15 protein-coding genes are annotated in these 14,514 nt (G+C 69.3%); 3 read left to right on the top strand and 12 right to left on the bottom strand.

Annotated features, from left to right (window positions below; genetic code table 11):
* Window positions 1-138: 138 nt before the first annotated feature.
* From lptG to obgE, 9 genes are all read right to left on the bottom strand, one after another.
* Window positions 139-1,230, bottom strand: a complete 1,092-nt coding sequence (gene lptG, locus M9979_RS06900) for an LPS export ABC transporter permease LptG (protein WP_254288594.1) — start codon at window positions 1,228-1,230, stop codon at window positions 139-141.
* On the bottom strand, window positions 1,227-2,420 hold the full coding sequence (lptF, locus tag M9979_RS06895) for an LPS export ABC transporter permease LptF (protein ID WP_254288593.1): 1,194 nt from the start codon (window positions 2,418-2,420) through the stop codon (window positions 1,227-1,229). The genes lptG and lptF overlap by 4 nt, the downstream gene beginning before the upstream one ends.
* Window positions 2,421-2,499: 79 nt before the next feature.
* Entirely contained in the window at window positions 2,500-4,461 is a 1,962-nt protein-coding gene (locus M9979_RS06890; RefSeq protein ID WP_422921691.1) for an ATP-binding protein, read from the bottom strand.
* A gap of 288 nt (window positions 4,462-4,749) precedes the next feature.
* The gene (gene spt / locus M9979_RS06885; protein ID WP_254288591.1) at window positions 4,750-6,012 is read right to left on the bottom strand and encodes a serine palmitoyltransferase; all 1,263 of its coding nucleotides are present in this window, start codon (window positions 6,010-6,012) and stop codon (window positions 4,750-4,752) included.
* A complete protein-coding gene (locus M9979_RS06880; RefSeq protein WP_254288590.1) occupies window positions 6,009-6,257 on the bottom strand; it encodes an acyl carrier protein in 249 nt (82 codons plus the stop codon). The genes spt and M9979_RS06880 overlap by 4 nt, the downstream gene beginning before the upstream one ends.
* Window positions 6,258-6,300: 43 nt before the next feature.
* Window positions 6,301-7,203 (bottom strand): NAD-dependent epimerase/dehydratase family protein, encoded by a 903-nt coding sequence (locus tag M9979_RS06875; RefSeq protein ID WP_254288589.1) that lies wholly within the window; start codon window positions 7,201-7,203, stop codon window positions 6,301-6,303.
* Between the two features lie 145 nt (window positions 7,204-7,348).
* Complete coding sequence (proB, locus tag M9979_RS06870; protein ID WP_254288588.1) at window positions 7,349-8,452, bottom strand: glutamate 5-kinase; 1,104 nt, start codon at window positions 8,450-8,452, stop codon at window positions 7,349-7,351.
* Between the two features lie 33 nt (window positions 8,453-8,485).
* Complete coding sequence (locus M9979_RS06865) at window positions 8,486-9,043, bottom strand: Uma2 family endonuclease (protein WP_254288587.1); 558 nt, start codon at window positions 9,041-9,043, stop codon at window positions 8,486-8,488.
* 32 nt (window positions 9,044-9,075) lie between these two features.
* On the bottom strand, window positions 9,076-10,125 hold the full coding sequence (obgE, locus tag M9979_RS06860) for a GTPase ObgE (RefSeq protein ID WP_254288586.1): 1,050 nt from the start codon (window positions 10,123-10,125) through the stop codon (window positions 9,076-9,078).
* A 116-nt stretch (window positions 10,126-10,241) separates the two neighbouring features.
* On the opposite strand from obgE, the gene M9979_RS06855 reads away from it, so the two are divergent.
* The gene (locus M9979_RS06855) at window positions 10,242-11,252 is read left to right on the top strand and encodes a helix-turn-helix domain-containing protein (RefSeq protein ID WP_254288585.1); all 1,011 of its coding nucleotides are present in this window, start codon (window positions 10,242-10,244) and stop codon (window positions 11,250-11,252) included.
* 208 nt (window positions 11,253-11,460) lie between these two features.
* On the opposite strand, the gene M9979_RS06850 is transcribed toward M9979_RS06855, so the two are convergent.
* Window positions 11,461-12,054, bottom strand: a complete 594-nt coding sequence (locus tag M9979_RS06850) for a TetR/AcrR family transcriptional regulator (protein ID WP_254288623.1) — start codon at window positions 12,052-12,054, stop codon at window positions 11,461-11,463.
* Between the two features lie 326 nt (window positions 12,055-12,380).
* Between M9979_RS06850 and M9979_RS17210 the strand changes: the two genes are divergently transcribed.
* On the top strand, window positions 12,381-12,509 hold the full coding sequence (locus M9979_RS17210; protein ID WP_277998429.1) for a hypothetical protein: 129 nt from the start codon (window positions 12,381-12,383) through the stop codon (window positions 12,507-12,509).
* A gap of 334 nt (window positions 12,510-12,843) precedes the next feature.
* A complete protein-coding gene (locus tag M9979_RS06845; RefSeq protein ID WP_254288584.1) occupies window positions 12,844-13,500 on the top strand; it encodes a YoaK family protein in 657 nt (218 codons plus the stop codon).
* 10 nt (window positions 13,501-13,510) lie between these two features.
* Here the strand turns inward: M9979_RS06845 and M9979_RS06840 are convergent, their stop codons facing one another.
* Window positions 13,511-14,059 (bottom strand): GNAT family N-acetyltransferase, encoded by a 549-nt coding sequence (locus tag M9979_RS06840; protein WP_254288583.1) that lies wholly within the window; start codon window positions 14,057-14,059, stop codon window positions 13,511-13,513.
* A gap of 174 nt (window positions 14,060-14,233) precedes the next feature.
* Window positions 14,234-14,503 (bottom strand): 50S ribosomal protein L27, encoded by a 270-nt coding sequence (gene rpmA / locus M9979_RS06835; RefSeq protein WP_037534549.1) that lies wholly within the window; start codon window positions 14,501-14,503, stop codon window positions 14,234-14,236.
* Window positions 14,504-14,514: the final 11 nt, after the last annotated feature.

The raw sequence follows: 14,514 nt of genomic DNA, 5'->3' as shown, positions 1-14,514 counted from the left end.
GTCCAGATCAGGCCTGTCCTATTTGAAGATAGTGTGAGAGCGCAGCATCGGCCGCGAGTCAGTCACCGCTTTTTCTCGCCCCCCACAGGACCCTGGATACCCGCTTACGGGCGTGACTTTTGTGACCTTTCGGGCTCCTCACTCCTCCGTACGGATCAGCACGGCCTCACCGATCAGCAGGAACAGCAGGAACGGCGCCCAGGCAGCGAGGAAGGGCGGATACGCACCCAGATTGCCCATCGCCAGCGCGAAATTGTCGGCGACGAAATAGGCGAAGCCCAGCGCCATGCCGATCACCGCGCGGACGAACAGCTGTCCCGATCGGGCGATGCCGAACGCCGCGACCGCGCCGAGCAAAGGCATCAGCACCGCCGACAGCGGCCCGGAGAATTTGTGCCACAGCGTCCCCTCCAGCGACTTGGTCGGCCGCCCCGCATCGCGCAGGTCGCCGATCGCCGCATAGAGCGCGGTGAACGACAGGCCGTCGGGATTGACGCTGCCCAGCGTGAACTGCTCGGGTCGCACGCCCGGCGCGACGGTGACGGTGCCGAGCGTGCTCAGCTTGCCCGTCGCCACGTCGAAGCGCGTCGCCGGCGCGATCGCCCAGCCGTTGCCGGCGTGCCGCCCGTGCGGGGCGCGGATGATCGCGACGAGGCTGCCGTTCGTGCGGTCGTAGACGGTGACCGTGCCCAGCCGCGTCGCCTCGCCGCGTCCGCGCACCTGCTGGACCGAGATCAGGTCGTCGCCGTCGCGCACCCAGACGTTGGTCCGCTCGCCCCGATCGATGGGGAGCGCGCCGTAATCGACGTCCTTCCACTGGTCGAGCGTCGCGGTCGCGCGCGTCACGATCCGCTCGTTGAACACGAAGCTGACCCCTGCGACGAACAGGCTGGCGACGAGCAGCGGCGCGAGCACCTGATGCGCCGACAGGCCGGCGGCCTTCAGCGCGATGACCTCGCTGTTCTGGTTCATCGTGATGAGCGTCAGGATCGTGCCGAGCAGCACCGAGAACGGCAGCAGGAAGGCGACGATCTGCGGCGCGCGCAGCCCGACGTACGTCCACACCTGCGCCTGCGTATTGCCGGGATGCGCCAGGATCGACCCCGATTCGCTGAGCAGGTCGAGCGTCTGCAGGATCAGCAGCAGCGCGGCGAGCAGGCCGAAGGTGCGCACCAGAAACAGCCGGCCCATATAGATGGCGACGGTGCGCGACGGGAAGAAACTGGTCATGCCGCCCCCTTCTTGCGGCCGCGGCCGGGCAGGTAACGCGTGAGCAGCTTGGCGATCTTAGAGAAGCCGCGCTCCAGCGCGCCGATCGGCTGGCCGCCGGGGACATAGGCGATCTGATAGTACATCCACAGGATGATCCCGGCGAAGATCGTGAACGGCACCCACAGCGCGATCAGCGGGTCGATCCGACCCAGTTCGCCGATCGATGCCGCGTATTCGTTGACCTTGTGATAGGCGACGATCATCACGATCGCCAGGAACACGCCGAACCCCGAATTGGAGCGTTTCGGCGGCACCCCCAGCGCGATCGCGAGCAGCGGCAGCAGGAACATCGTCGCCACCTCGACCAGCCGGAAATGGAATTCCGACCGGCTGCTGTCGCGCTGTTCCTCGCTCGGCGAGGCATGGCCGAGCCTGGCGAGCTCGGGCAAGGTGAACTCCAGGTTGCGCCCGCCGCGCGAGCGGAAATTCTCGTAGCGGGGCAGGGGGATCGGCAGATCGTGCGAGGTGAAGCTCAGCACGCGCGGCACGGTGAAATTGGGCGCCTTGTGGACCAAGGTGCCGCGGGTCAGGCGGAAGATGATCGTGTTGGGATCGTCGGTCGCCAGGAACTGCCCCGACTGCGCGGTCACCGAATAGCTCGTGCCCTTGTCGTTGTAATAGACGAAGATGCCGTCGAGCTTGCGGCCGCCGTCATGGCTCTGCTCGATGCGCAGCGTCATGCGGTCGCCGAAATGGGTGAACTCGCCGACCTTGATCGACGCGCCCAATGCGCCGGTGCGCAGCTCGAAGCGGAGCTGTTCGTAATAATAGCGCGCCTTGGGCTGGACGAAGCCGACGATCGCGATGTTGAGCGCGGCGAGGATGATCGCGTACATGAACGGCACGCGCAACATGCGGGTATAGCTGACCCCGACCGCGCGCAGCACGTCCAGCTCCGAATTGGCGGCGAGCCGGCGGAAGGCGAGCAGGATGCCGAGCAGCAGCCCGATCGGGATGCCGAGCCCGAGATATTCCGGCAGCAGATTGGCCAGCATCCGCCACACCACGCTGATCGGCCCGCCCTCGGTCGCGACGAAGTCGAACAGCCGGCGGATGCGATCGAGCACCAGCAGCATGGCGGCGATGATGAGCGTCGAGAACAGCGGCAGCGCGATCAGCCGGGCCATGTAGCGGTCGAGGGAGGTCATGCAGGTCGAACGCTCGCGCCGGGACGGAAAGCGCGGGGTATAGGCGTGCGGGCGCGCGGCGTCAGCTTAAATTGGCGCGTCATTCCGCCGCGATCTGGTGCTGCCGGACGGGGCGGTCGCCCTGCGCCATCACGGTGCCGATCGCGCGCTCCAGCCCGGCAAGCGTGAACGGCTTGCGCAGCACCGGATGGTCGCCGAACTCGCTGGCGTTGGCCTCGCCCGCATAGCCGGTAACGAACAGCACGGCGATGTGCGGGAAGTGCGGGCCGATCGCCGCGATCATCTCCGGCCCCGTCTGCCCGGGCATCAGCACGTCGGAGATGATGAGGTCGACGTCGTCGTGATCGGCGAGCATCCCCGCCGCCTTGCCCGGCGCATCGCAGGCGAGGCCATGATGGCCGAGCTCGTCCAGCGCCCCCATCGTCGCCGCGAGCACGCGCGGATCATCCTCGACGACGAGCACGCGCAACGCCTCCGCCGCGGGGGGGGCGGGGGCCGGGGCGGTCGCAACCGCCGGATCGGCCTGCGCGGCGAGGTCGTCGCGCGGCAGGTACAGCGTCACCGTCGTGCCGCGCCCCGGCGCGGTGTCGATCGCGATCGCGCCGTGCAGCTGGCGGACCAGGGCGAAGATCTGGCTGAGGCCGAGGCCGGTGCCCTTGCCCGCTTCCTTGGTGGTGAAGAAGGGTTCGTAGACGCGCTCGACCACCTCGGGCGTCATGCCGGTGCCGGTGTCGGTGACCGCGATCGTGACGTAATCGCCGGCGCTGCAATGATCGACCTGATGCTCGTCCAGCGTCGCCGCGCCGGTCGCGATGACCAGCCGGCCGCGGCCGTTCATCGCGTCACGCGCGTTGACCGCGAGGTTGAGGACGGCATTTTCCAGCTGCACCCGGTCGGCACGCACCCGCCACCCGCTCGAGGTGTCGTGGGTGACGACGGTGATCGCATCGCCCAGCGTGCGGTCGATCAGCTCGGACATGCCCGACACCAGCTGCGCCGCCGGGATCGGTTCGGGTTTCAGCGAATCCTCGCGGCTGAACGCCAGCAACCGCCGGGTCAGCGCCGCGGCGCGGTTGGCGCCATCGGTGGCATTGTCGATATGCCGCGTCGCGGTGGATGGATCGTGCGCGACCGACCGCCGCGCGAGTTCCAGTCCGCCCAGCACGACCGCGAGCATATTGTTGAAATCGTGCGCGATGCCGCCGGTCAGCTGGCCGACCGCGTCCATCTTCTGCACCTGGCGCAGCTTCGCCTCCTGCACGCGCAACTCGTCGGTCGCCTGCGTCACCGCGGCGGCGAGTTCCTCGGCGCGTTCGCGCTCGGCATCCGCCTCCGCCTGCGCGATCGCGCGCTCGCCGACCGCCTGCAGCGTGAACCAGCCGAGTATGAGCGCGCCGAGCACGATCAGCACGCCGAAGATCGCGAGCACCCCGGCAATGCGGCTCGCGCGACTGACCGTGCGCATCGCGTCGGTGGTACGCGAATCGAGCAGCGCGCGTTCGCGGGTGATGATCTCGTCGAGCGTCCGGTCGATCGCCGTCAGCGTCGGCGACTGGCGCGCCTTGTAATAGCGCGCGAGCGCCTGGCTGTTCTTGCCATAGGTCGTGCTGAGCGCGGTCAGCGACAATTCCTCGCCGCGCTGCTGGTAGGCGGCGCGCAGCTGCGCGACACGCGCGCTCTGTTCGCCGGTGGCATGGGTCAGCCCCTCCAGCTTGCTCAGCTGCGTGCCCGCCAGCCGCCATTGGTCGTAATAGAGCTGGCCCAGTTCCTGTTCGGCCTTGCCGCTGATGACGTAGCGGCCCAGCGACGCCTCCGATCGCGCGATCGTGCCCGACACGGTGCGCGCGAGGATCATCACGTCGTAACTGTGCGCCTGCGCCTGCAGCGCGCGGTCGCGCTGGCGGTTCGCTTCGCCCAGCGTCACGATCAGCGCGACGAGCACCGCCGCGCCGAGCAGACCCATCACGACCAGCATGATCGTCCGCCAGGCCGCGTCGCCTCCCTGGGACCCCCCCGGGATCGTTTCGGCATCACCCCGCATCACGGCAGCGACGCTAACCCGTTTCGGCCGTCAAGAAAAGCCGATGGCGTGATGGGGGCGGGGGAGCGACGGTAGAGCTATCGCATAGCGGCGCTCGTATAAGCCCCGCCGTTCCCACATCCCCTTCGTCACCCCGGACTTGTTCCGGGGTCCACTCCGCGGCGAGGCGTACGGCCTGACGGGAGAGCGCAGGCCTGCGGCCCGGTGGACCCCGGAACAAGTCCGGGGTGACGGGGGCTGTTAAGGCGTCCGTCGGGCCTTGCGACGAACGCTTGGGGACGCCCCCGGTCAGCCGATCGCGCCGACCGCCTCGCCCGCGGCACGGAACATGGCGAGCACCGCGTCGAGCTGCGCCTCGCTATGCTCGGCACACAGCGAACAGCGCAGCAGGAACGTCCCGGCCGGCGTCGCCGGCGGCCGCGCCATGTTGACGTAGACGCCGGCGTGCAGCAGCCCCTGCCACATCGCCACCGCCTGCTCCTGGTCATCCAGGATCACCGCAACGATCGCGCTGTCGGGCGCTTCGGTGCCGAGCCTGAACCCCATCGCCTTGAGGCCGCCATGGAGCTGGCGCGCATTGGCCCACAGCTGCGCGCGTTTGTCGTGTGCGGTCATCAGCTTGCGGATCGACGCCGCCGCGGTTGCCACCACCGACGGCGGCAGGCTGGCGGTGAAGATATACGCACGGCAGGCGATGCGGATCGCCTCGAACTTCGGATGGTTCGACACGCAAAAGCCGCCGACCGTGCCGACCGACTTGGAGAAGGTGCCGACGACGAAGTCGACCTCGCCCTCCAGCCCCTGATCCTCGTACACGCCGCGGCCGTTGGGGCCGTAGAAGCCCATCGAATGCGCCTCGTCCGACAGCACCATCGCGCCATGCTTCTTGGCGACCGCGACCATCTCCTTCAGCGGCGCGATGTCGCCGAGCATCGAATAGACGCCCTCCAGCACGACGAGCTTGCCGGCGTCCTTGGGCAGGCGGCCGAGGCGCTTGTCGAGGTCCTCGACGCTGTTGTGGCGGAAGCGTACGATCTCGGCGACGCCCTGCTTGCAGCCGTCGTAGATCGAGGCGTGGCTGTCGGCGTCGAGGATGACGTATTCGCCCTTGCCGACGAGCGTCGAGATCATGCCGAGATTGGCCATATAGCCGGTCGAGAAGACGATCGCGCCAGAGGTGCCGTAGAAGTCGCGCAGCGCGGCTTCCGCCTCCATATGGTCGCGGAAGGTGCCGTTGAGCATCCGGCTGCCGTTGGTGCCCGATCCGAACCGGTCGAGCGCGGCGTGGCCGGCGGCGATGACGTCGGGATCGAACGTCATCCCCATGTAATTGTACGTGCCGAGCAGGATCGTGTCGCGACCGGCGATCACCGCCTGCGTCGGCGACTTCACCTGGTCCATCACGATCGCGAACGGATCGGTGACGCCGGTGTCGATCAGCGCTTGCCGCTCCGCGATCAGGCCGTCGAATTTCGACATGAGATCACGTTCAGGCGCGACTGGCGCCGGATCGAAGTCGAGCGTTTCGGGCTGCAGGCCGGTCTCCGTCATGCGTCCCCCTTCAGCTTGGCGACGGCGTCGGCGAGCTGGCCGACGTTCTCGATCTCCGCCTGCATGTTCATCGTGATGATGATGTCGAATTCGTCCTCGATCGCCGCGACGAAGTCCATGACCGTAAGGCTGTCCCACTCCAGGTCGCCCTGGAAGGTGGTGGCGTCGGTCAGCGCCACGCCCTTCTTGTTGAACGGTTCGATCTGCGCATGGATCGTTTCGAGGATTGCGGTGCGGTCGGTCATGATGGTCATCCGAATGGCGGCCAAATACGGCAGGGTTACGGCGCTATAGCAGCCCGTTGTCGCGATACCATCGCGCGGTGGCGGCAAGGCCCTCGTCGGGTGCGATCGCCGGTGTCCATAACGCGGCGGGCGGACGCAACGCGGGTCGCGCGGTCCAGTCGGGATGCGAAAGATAGCCGACGCGATCGGCGGTGAGCTTGGCGCCGCGTCCCCGCAGCGTCTTGTCGAGCCGTGCGCCGAGCATCAGCGCTGCCCGGGGCAAATGCAGCGCCAGCACGCGGCGGCGGCCCACCGCCCGGCCGATCGCCTGCGCCATCGCGTCATGGGTGAGGATGTGGCCGTCATCGACTTCGTAGATCGCGGGCGGCACCGCCTGCGTCGCGAGCGTCAGCAGCAACCGGGCGAGGTCCTCGACCGCGACCAGCGACACCGCACCGCGCGGTGGCAACAGCGCGATCCCGAACCGCGCGGCGCGGAACAGGTCGCGCATCTCCATGTCGCCCGGGCCATAGACGCCGCTCGGCCGCACGATGCTCCAGTCGAGCCCGCTCGCCGCGACCAGCGTCTCGGCCTCCGCCTTCGACCAGCCGTAATTCGACAGCCGCGGCTCGCGCGCCGACAGCGACGAGACGTGGACGAAACGGCGCACCCCCGCGGCCCGTGCGGCATCGAGCATCGCGCGCGTGCCGTCGATATTGCCCGCGACGAACCCGGCGCGGTTCGCCGCGTTCACCACACCGGCGACGTGCACGATCGCATCGGCGCCATCGGCGAGCGCGGCGAGGCTGTCCGGCCGATCGAGCGCACCATCGAGCCAGACGATCCCCTCGCGCGGCGGCTGCGGTCGGCGGGTGAGCGCGTGGACGATGTGCCCGGCAACGAGCGCCTGTGCGACCAGCGCCTTGCCGACGAAGCCAGCGGCGCCGGTGATCGCGAGGGTGGTCATGCTCGCCAAACCTCCTCCGTCCCCCCGGACGTGTTCCGGGGTCCACGCATCCGCAAGCGCAGGGCTGGAACCTCGGGCCGTCCGCCTCGCCGCAGGGTGGACCCCGGAACACGTCCGGGGTGACGGAGGGGGTGGGGCAGAGGCATCACACCAGCGCCAGATGACTGCGATGCACCAACGCCGCCCGCGGCGCATAGCCGAGGATCGCCGCCTGCTCGTCCGACCGCGTACCGAGCAGCTTCCCGGCTTCGGCGGAATCATATTCGCACAACCCGCGCGCGATCGTGCCCGCCGGCCCCTCGACGCTCACCAGATCGCCGCGCGCGAACCCCCCCTCGACCCGCGTCGCGCCCGCCGCCAGCAAACTGCCGCCCGCGCGCAACGCCTGCGCCGCGCCCGCATCGACATGGATCCGCCCGCGCGCGGTCAGCCCCCCCGCCAGCCACGCCTTGCGCGCCGATGCGCTCCGCTCCGCGACGAACAACGTATGCCGCGGATCGCCGCCGAGCGGATGGTCCATCCGCCCACTGGCGATGGCGAGATGCGCGCCCGCGCCGGTCGCGATCCGCGCCGCGGCGACCTTCGACACCATGCCGCCCGATCCCATCCCCGACGCCGATCCCGCATCCGCCATGCCGGCGACCGCATCGATCCGCTCGACCCGAGCGATATGTTGCGCCTGCGGGTTGGTATGCGGGTTGGCATCGTACAGCCCGTCGACGTCGGACAGCAGCACCACGCCCTGCGCCCCCGCCGCCTGCGCGACGCGTGCGGCGAGCCGGTCGTTGTCGCCGAAGCGAATCTCTTCGGTCGCGACGCTGTCGTTCTCGTTGATGATCGGCACCACGCCCAGTCCGAGCAGCCTTCCCAGCGTCGCGGCGGCATTGAGATAGCGCCGCCGATCCTCCAGATCGTCCAGCGTTACCAGCATCTGCGCCGCGGTCAGCCCGTGGTTCCCAAGCAGCTCCGCCCACGTCTGGCTGAGCGCGATCTGCCCGGTCGCCGCGGCGGCCTGCGCATCCTCGAGGCTGGCGCGCCCGCCCTTGGCCAGCCCGAGCCGCCGCGCACCGAGCGCGATCGCCCCTGACGACACCACCGCGACCTGCTGCCCCCCCGCGATCCGCGCGGCGATATCCGTGACGAGCGTCGTCAGCCAGTCGCGCCGCACCGCGCCGTCGGGCGCGACGAGCAGCGCGGATCCCACCTTGACGATCAGGCGCGGGCACAGGGCGGGGGGAAAGAGCGTCACGCCACGCGCGTTAGCCCGTAGCCGCCGCCGGGATCAATCGCGCGCGAAGATTTCGTCGTGCGCGACGACCAGCCCGAGCAAGGGCAGGGGCAGGTCGACGGGCGCCTCATGGCTCTCGTCCTGCCACGCATGCGCGCCCGTCCGCTGCACGATCCGCAGCCGCTCGGTCGCGATATCGACGAAGACGATCGTATCGACGCTGGCGAGCGCTTTATATTCGTCGAGCTTCACCCGCAGGTCGGTGCGCGCGGTCCCGGCCGACAGCACCTCGAACAGGATGTGCGGATCGTCGAACGCCTTGGCATCGTCGTTGGCCGGGGTGTCACGATTGCAGAACACGCTGACGTCCGGGTAGCGGATCGACAGATCGTGCGTCTTTGTCGCCATGTCGGAATTATACGGCGCGCAGCCTGTGCCACGAAGGCGAGTGCCCAGCGCAAGAAAGATGTTGCCCTGTACCTTGGCATGGCGGGCCGTGCCGCCCGCCATCATGCGGATGACGCCATTGTCCAGCTCGGCCTTCTTTTCCCCGAAATCGATGTCGAGGAATTCGTCGGCCGTCAGCGGCGGATAGACGGGTTGAGTCGCCATACTGCTATCATAACCCATCCGCCCCGCGCCTCCTACCCCAGTGGCGACCAGCTGATCTCGTCCTCGCCCTCGTCGCCCTCGGGCACCGTCTCGGGGCCCGGCCCGATCGCCTCGAGCAGCCGGTCGAGCACCCAGTCGACGCCGGTCCCCGCCGCACCCGACAGCGGGATGACGTCCGCGCCGCTTTCCTCCGCCAGTTCGGCGGACAGCGCCTCGACCAGTTCGTCGTCGAGCGTGTCGATCTTGTTCAGCGCGATGACGTGCGGCTTGTCGACCAGCCCGCCACCGTAGGCCGCCAGCTCCTCGCGGACGATGCGATAGCTTTCCGCCACATCGTCGTCGTTGGCATCGACCAGGTGCAGCAGCACCCGGCACCGCTCGATATGCCCCAGGAACCGGTCGCCTATGCCGGCGCCGTCCGCCGCGCCCTCGATCAGGCCGGGGATGTCGGCGACGACGAATTCGCGCTGCCTGTGGCGCACCACGCCCAGCTGCGGGCGGGTGGTGGTGAAGGCATAGGCGCCGACCTTCGCCTGCGCGTTGGTGACCGCATTGATGAAGGTCGACTTGCCCGCATTGGGCAGCCCGACGAGGCCGGCGTCGGCGAGCAGCTTGAGCCGCAGCCACACCCAGGCCTCCTCATACGGCCAGCCGGTGCCGTGCTGGCGCGGCGTGCGGTTGGTCGAGGTCTTGTAGCTGGCGTTGCCGCGCCCGCCGTCGCCGCCGCGCAGGAACACCTCGCGCTGGCCCACCTTGGTGAAGTCGAGCAGCACCTCGTCCTTGTCCTCGGACAGGATCTGCGTGCCGACGGGGACCTTGATGAGCAGGTCGTCGCCGCCGCCGCCGGTGCGGTTGCTGCCCGATCCGCCGTGCCCGCGAGGCGCGCGGAAATGCTGCGTATAGCGAAAATCGATCAGCGTGTTGAGGCCGGCGACCGCCTCGAAGATGATGTCGCCGCCCTTGCCGCCGTTGCCGCCGTCGGGGCCGCCGTATTCGATGAACTTTTCACGCCGGAAGCTGACGGCGCCGGGGCCGCCCGCGCCGGAGCGGACGAAGATCTTGGCCTGGTCGAGGAAATGCATCCCGCCTCTTTAGCGGCATGGCGGCGAACGGCCACCCCCGGCATGGCATCGTCCTGCAACCGGGGCCGGCAACGACACCATTGAACCACCATTATGAGTGGCGCTAGACAGAGGCGATGACATCGGTGCCGCAACCCCACGCCACCGGCGCCGCGCCGGTCTCGCTCGGCTGGGCGAGCGTGTTCGCGTCGGACGATCTATCCGAGCGCGAGCGCTACGACGCCTGGCGCGGCACCAACGTCGCCAACCTGTCGACCCGGTACGATACGGCGCCGCGCGAACCGTTCGCGGTGGAGATGAAGTGGCTCGACCTCGGCACGCTGGGGCTGGGGCAGGCGCGGATCACCGCGCAGGACTGGACCCGTAGCCGCCTGCACGCGGCGCGTGACCACAGCGACGATCTTGTCGTCAACGTCCGCCATGTCGGCGCAGCCTATGGCGACATGGACGGGCGACAGGCGGTTGCGCCCGCGGGATCGATCTTGCTCTCCGACATGGCGCGGCCGCAGCATCATTTTTCCGAAGCGTCGGTCAGCACCGGCTTCTCCCTGCCGCGCGCGGTGGCGGAACGCTTCCTCCCGTCGGTGCGCGGCCTCCACGGCCATGTCGTCGCGCCCGATCAGGCGGCATTGCTCGTCTCGCACCTCGCCATGCTGGAGCGACAGGCGGCGCAGCTGCCGGCGCATTGCGGCCCGATGGTCGCGCAGACGGTCCTCGACCTGCTCGCCGTCTCCGTCGCGGCGAGCCTCGGCACGGTCCCCGTCGATGCCGACCAGCATGACCGCGGTCTCGGTGTGCAATTGCGCGCCGAGATCGAGCGCAACCTCGGTTCGCCCTCGCTCAACACCGCGCGGCTGGCGCGGACGCTCGGCGTCTCGCGCTCGACGCTCTACCGCCTGCTGCGCGACGAGGGCGGGGTGCAGGCCTATATCCGCACGCGCCGCCTCGACCGCATCGCCGAGACGCTGCGCGCGCCGGGCGATCGCCGGACGATCGCCGCGCTCGCCGAACGCTGGGGCTTTTGCGACGCCGCCTATCTCGGTCGCGCCTTTCGCGAAGTCTATGGCGTGACGCCAGGCGATTACCGCGGCCTGCATGCATCCGGGGACGCGCCGCCAGCGCGATAACCGTCGATCGGCGCCCGCGACCCCCATCGCTGCACCGATCGACGGCCGGTTCGATACCGGACGCAGGAGCACCCGCCGGAGCCGAACCCGCTTGCGCGATACACCTCGCATATCGCAGCGCGGCGGGAACGCGCAGGGGCGGGGCCATTGCCGCTGTGTCAGCGAGCCATTGCCGGTGGTTCAGGGTCGATGGTTCAGGGCCGATGGTTCAGGCCGGCGCCCGGCCACCCACCAGCATCGCCGTCGCCAGCTCGCGCGCCTTGCTGCGCGGCAGGTCGAGCGCTCGCGCCATCGCCGCACCGAGCAGCGCGTCGCCCAGCGCCATCAGCACCAGATGCAGCGTTTCCTCCTGGATCGGCCGTTCGGCCGGCTGCACCTCGTCGGCCAGCTCGTCGACCAGATCGTGCACCGCCGACAGGATCGGATCGAGCGCGTCGCGATTGCCCGACAGGATCATCCAGCTCGCCAGCGCACCCGCACCACCGGTGTCGAACGCGTCGAACACCAGATCGACGATGCCGCGCGGGTCGGGTTCGCCCTCTTGCGCCGCCGCGGCGCGGTTGTTGAGCACGGCATCGCGGATCGTCGAGGTGATACAGGTCGCCATCCGCGCGATCAGCGCCTGTTGCAGCCCCTCGGCCGAGCCGAAATGATGGAGCAGATTGGCATGCGTCCGCCCGATCCGCGCGCCGACCGCCTTCAGCGTCACCGCCTGCGGTCCGCTCTCGACCAGCAGCTGCTGCGCCGCCGTCAGCGCCGCGTCACGACTCTCGGCGGGGGACAGGCGTTTGCGGAGCGGAATGGGGGGAAGGGTTGCAGCGGACAGGAGAGCAGCCTATTCACAATGGTGTAAGTAGTGATCGATCATTCCTTGTTCGGAGGAAATCATGGCGAAAGCAACCACCCCGGACGATCTGGTCGTTACCCCACGCGACCGCCGCTTCGGTCGCGGCACCCGCACGGGGCGCTGGTGACTCAAGTCGCTGGGATGCTCGTCACGACGTGGCGCTTCTTCACCGGTCGCACGCGCGGCATGCTCGAACTGCTGCGGCAGGACAGGCTGACCGTCCCGCGCGTCTGGGCGCGGCTGTTCTGGCATGTGTTCGGCACCCCGGCTCGGCGCGCAAGGTGGCGGGCGTCCGGGCCGCCCGTTTCCTGCCCGGCTTCCATCCCTGGATTCACGACGCCCCCGCGCTGATCGGACTGGCGGAAAGCGACTACGAAGCCGTGGTGCTGCCAAAGGCGGAGGCGGCGTAGGGCAGAGGTGGCTTTCCCGCTCTTTTCGTCATCCCGGCGAACGCCGGGACCCATGGAGGGGATGACATGGCGAGGGCGCGGAACCCCGCCGGCCGCTCGCATCCATGGGTCCCGGCGTTCGCCGGGATGACGGGCTGGGGGGTGGCTGTCGCTCTCCTACGTACCTCGTCATTCCCGCGAAGGCGGGAATCCATAGTCGCCGAACGGCGTGGGTTCCACGAACGCCACCCAGTATGGATCCCCGCCTTCGCGGGGATGACGAAGAGGGCGTAAGGCACGTCGCGCCGGCATTTCCCCCTTCGACGCCAGCGCCCGGCCGTCCTAAAACCCACCCATGATCCGCCATCCCAAGCGCTTCTGGACCCTCGCCGCCGGCGTGTCGGCGCTCGCCGGCTATGTCGATGCGATCGGCTTCCTCAAGCTCGGCGGGCTGTTCGTCTCGTTCATGAGCGGCAATTCGACCCGTCTCGGCGTCGGCATCGCGCGCGACCCGGCGGTCGCGGTCGCCGCTGCGGGACTGGTCGCAGCCTTCGTCGGCGGTGTGGTCGGGGGCACGCTGGTGACGACCGCGGCCCGTACCCGCCGCAAGCCCGCCGCGCTCGCCTGCGTCGCCGTCCTGCTCGCCATCGCTGCCGGGGTCGATGGCCGCTGGCCCGAATCGGCCACCACCGCGCTGCTCGCCGCGGCGATGGGCGCGGCCAACACGACCTTCCAGCGCGGCGGCGAGGTCAGCGTCGGCGTCACCTACATGACCGGCACGCTCGTCAAGCTCGGTCAGCGGTTGGCGGCTGCCATACGGGGCGGCTCGCGCTGGGCGTGGCTGCCGTACCTCGCTTTGTGGGGCGGCCTCGTCGCGGGCGCGGGCATCGGCGCGACGCTCTACCCGCGGATCGGGACCGCCGGCATCGCCGCCGCGGCGGGCGCGGCAGCGTTGCTGACGGTCTATGCGGCGCTGCTCGGCCCGGTCGATCCTTACGCCGCGGACGGTTGATCGCCCGCGATCAGGCCGCGATCGGCATCGCCGGTCGTTCGTCCTCCAGCGGCAGGTCGTAGCAGACCGAGGCCGCGGGCTCGGCGCGGGCGCAGGAGCGCTTCTGGACGACGCGCCCGGTCGGGCGGAAGCCGAGCTTGCGCAGCACCGCCCCCGACGCCGGGTTGTCGGCGAAATGCCATGCCCCCAGGCGCGCGATCGGCAGCGCATGGCGCGCCATGTCGATCACCGCGCGTCCTGCCTCGGTCGCATAGCCGCGACCCCAGGCCGCCGGTGTCAGCCAATAGCCGAGCTCGACACCGGTCTCGCCGCCGAAATCGGTCAGCGCGATCCCGCCGACCAGCACCGGCTCGGCCGCCTCGTGCGACAGGATCAGGAAGCGCGGCTCGTGGGCTCCCCGCGGCAGCGCGGCAAAGGCGTGCGCGTCGCTCGCCGCATAGGGGTAGGGGACGCGCACCAGCATCCGTGCAACGGCTTCGTGGCCGATCGCCTGCGCCAGTGCACCCGCATCCTCCGGCCACGCCGGCCGTAGCGTCAATCTCTTGGTCCGGGCGAACATGTCTCGCTCTCTCCTTGGCCGCGCCCCTGCCACGCGCGTGTGACGCGGCAGGGACAAAAGGTTGGGGAGCAAGAAAAAAGGGAGCCGGGGCGACCCGTCTCCCTTGTTTGGCTGGCACCGCCTGCGCGGTGCGACCGGGTCACCCTGGTGGGCAACCCGGCTGGTTACCCGATGTTATTCGGCGGCTTCCGCCATAATCTGCACCGAGCAGAATTTACGGCCGAGCTTGCCCTCGTGGAACGCCACGCGGCCGTCGACGAGCGCGAACAGCGTGTGATCCTTGCCGATCCCCACGTTCGCACCCGGATAGAATTTCGTGCCGCGCTGACGCACGAGGATGTTGCCCGCGATCGCTTCCTGACCGCCGAACTTCTTCACGCCGAGACGACGGCCGGCCGAATCACGACCGTTGCGCGACGAACCGCCTGCTTTCTTATGTGCCATGCTGCTCTACT

This window comes from Sphingomonas liriopis (assembly GCF_024211255.1).
In the GTDB taxonomy this organism is placed as follows: Bacteria; Pseudomonadota; Alphaproteobacteria; order Sphingomonadales; family Sphingomonadaceae; genus Sphingomonas; species Sphingomonas liriopis.
The sequence above is the reverse complement of the archived record's forward strand: the minus strand, read 5'-3'. Positions and strand labels throughout refer to the sequence as shown.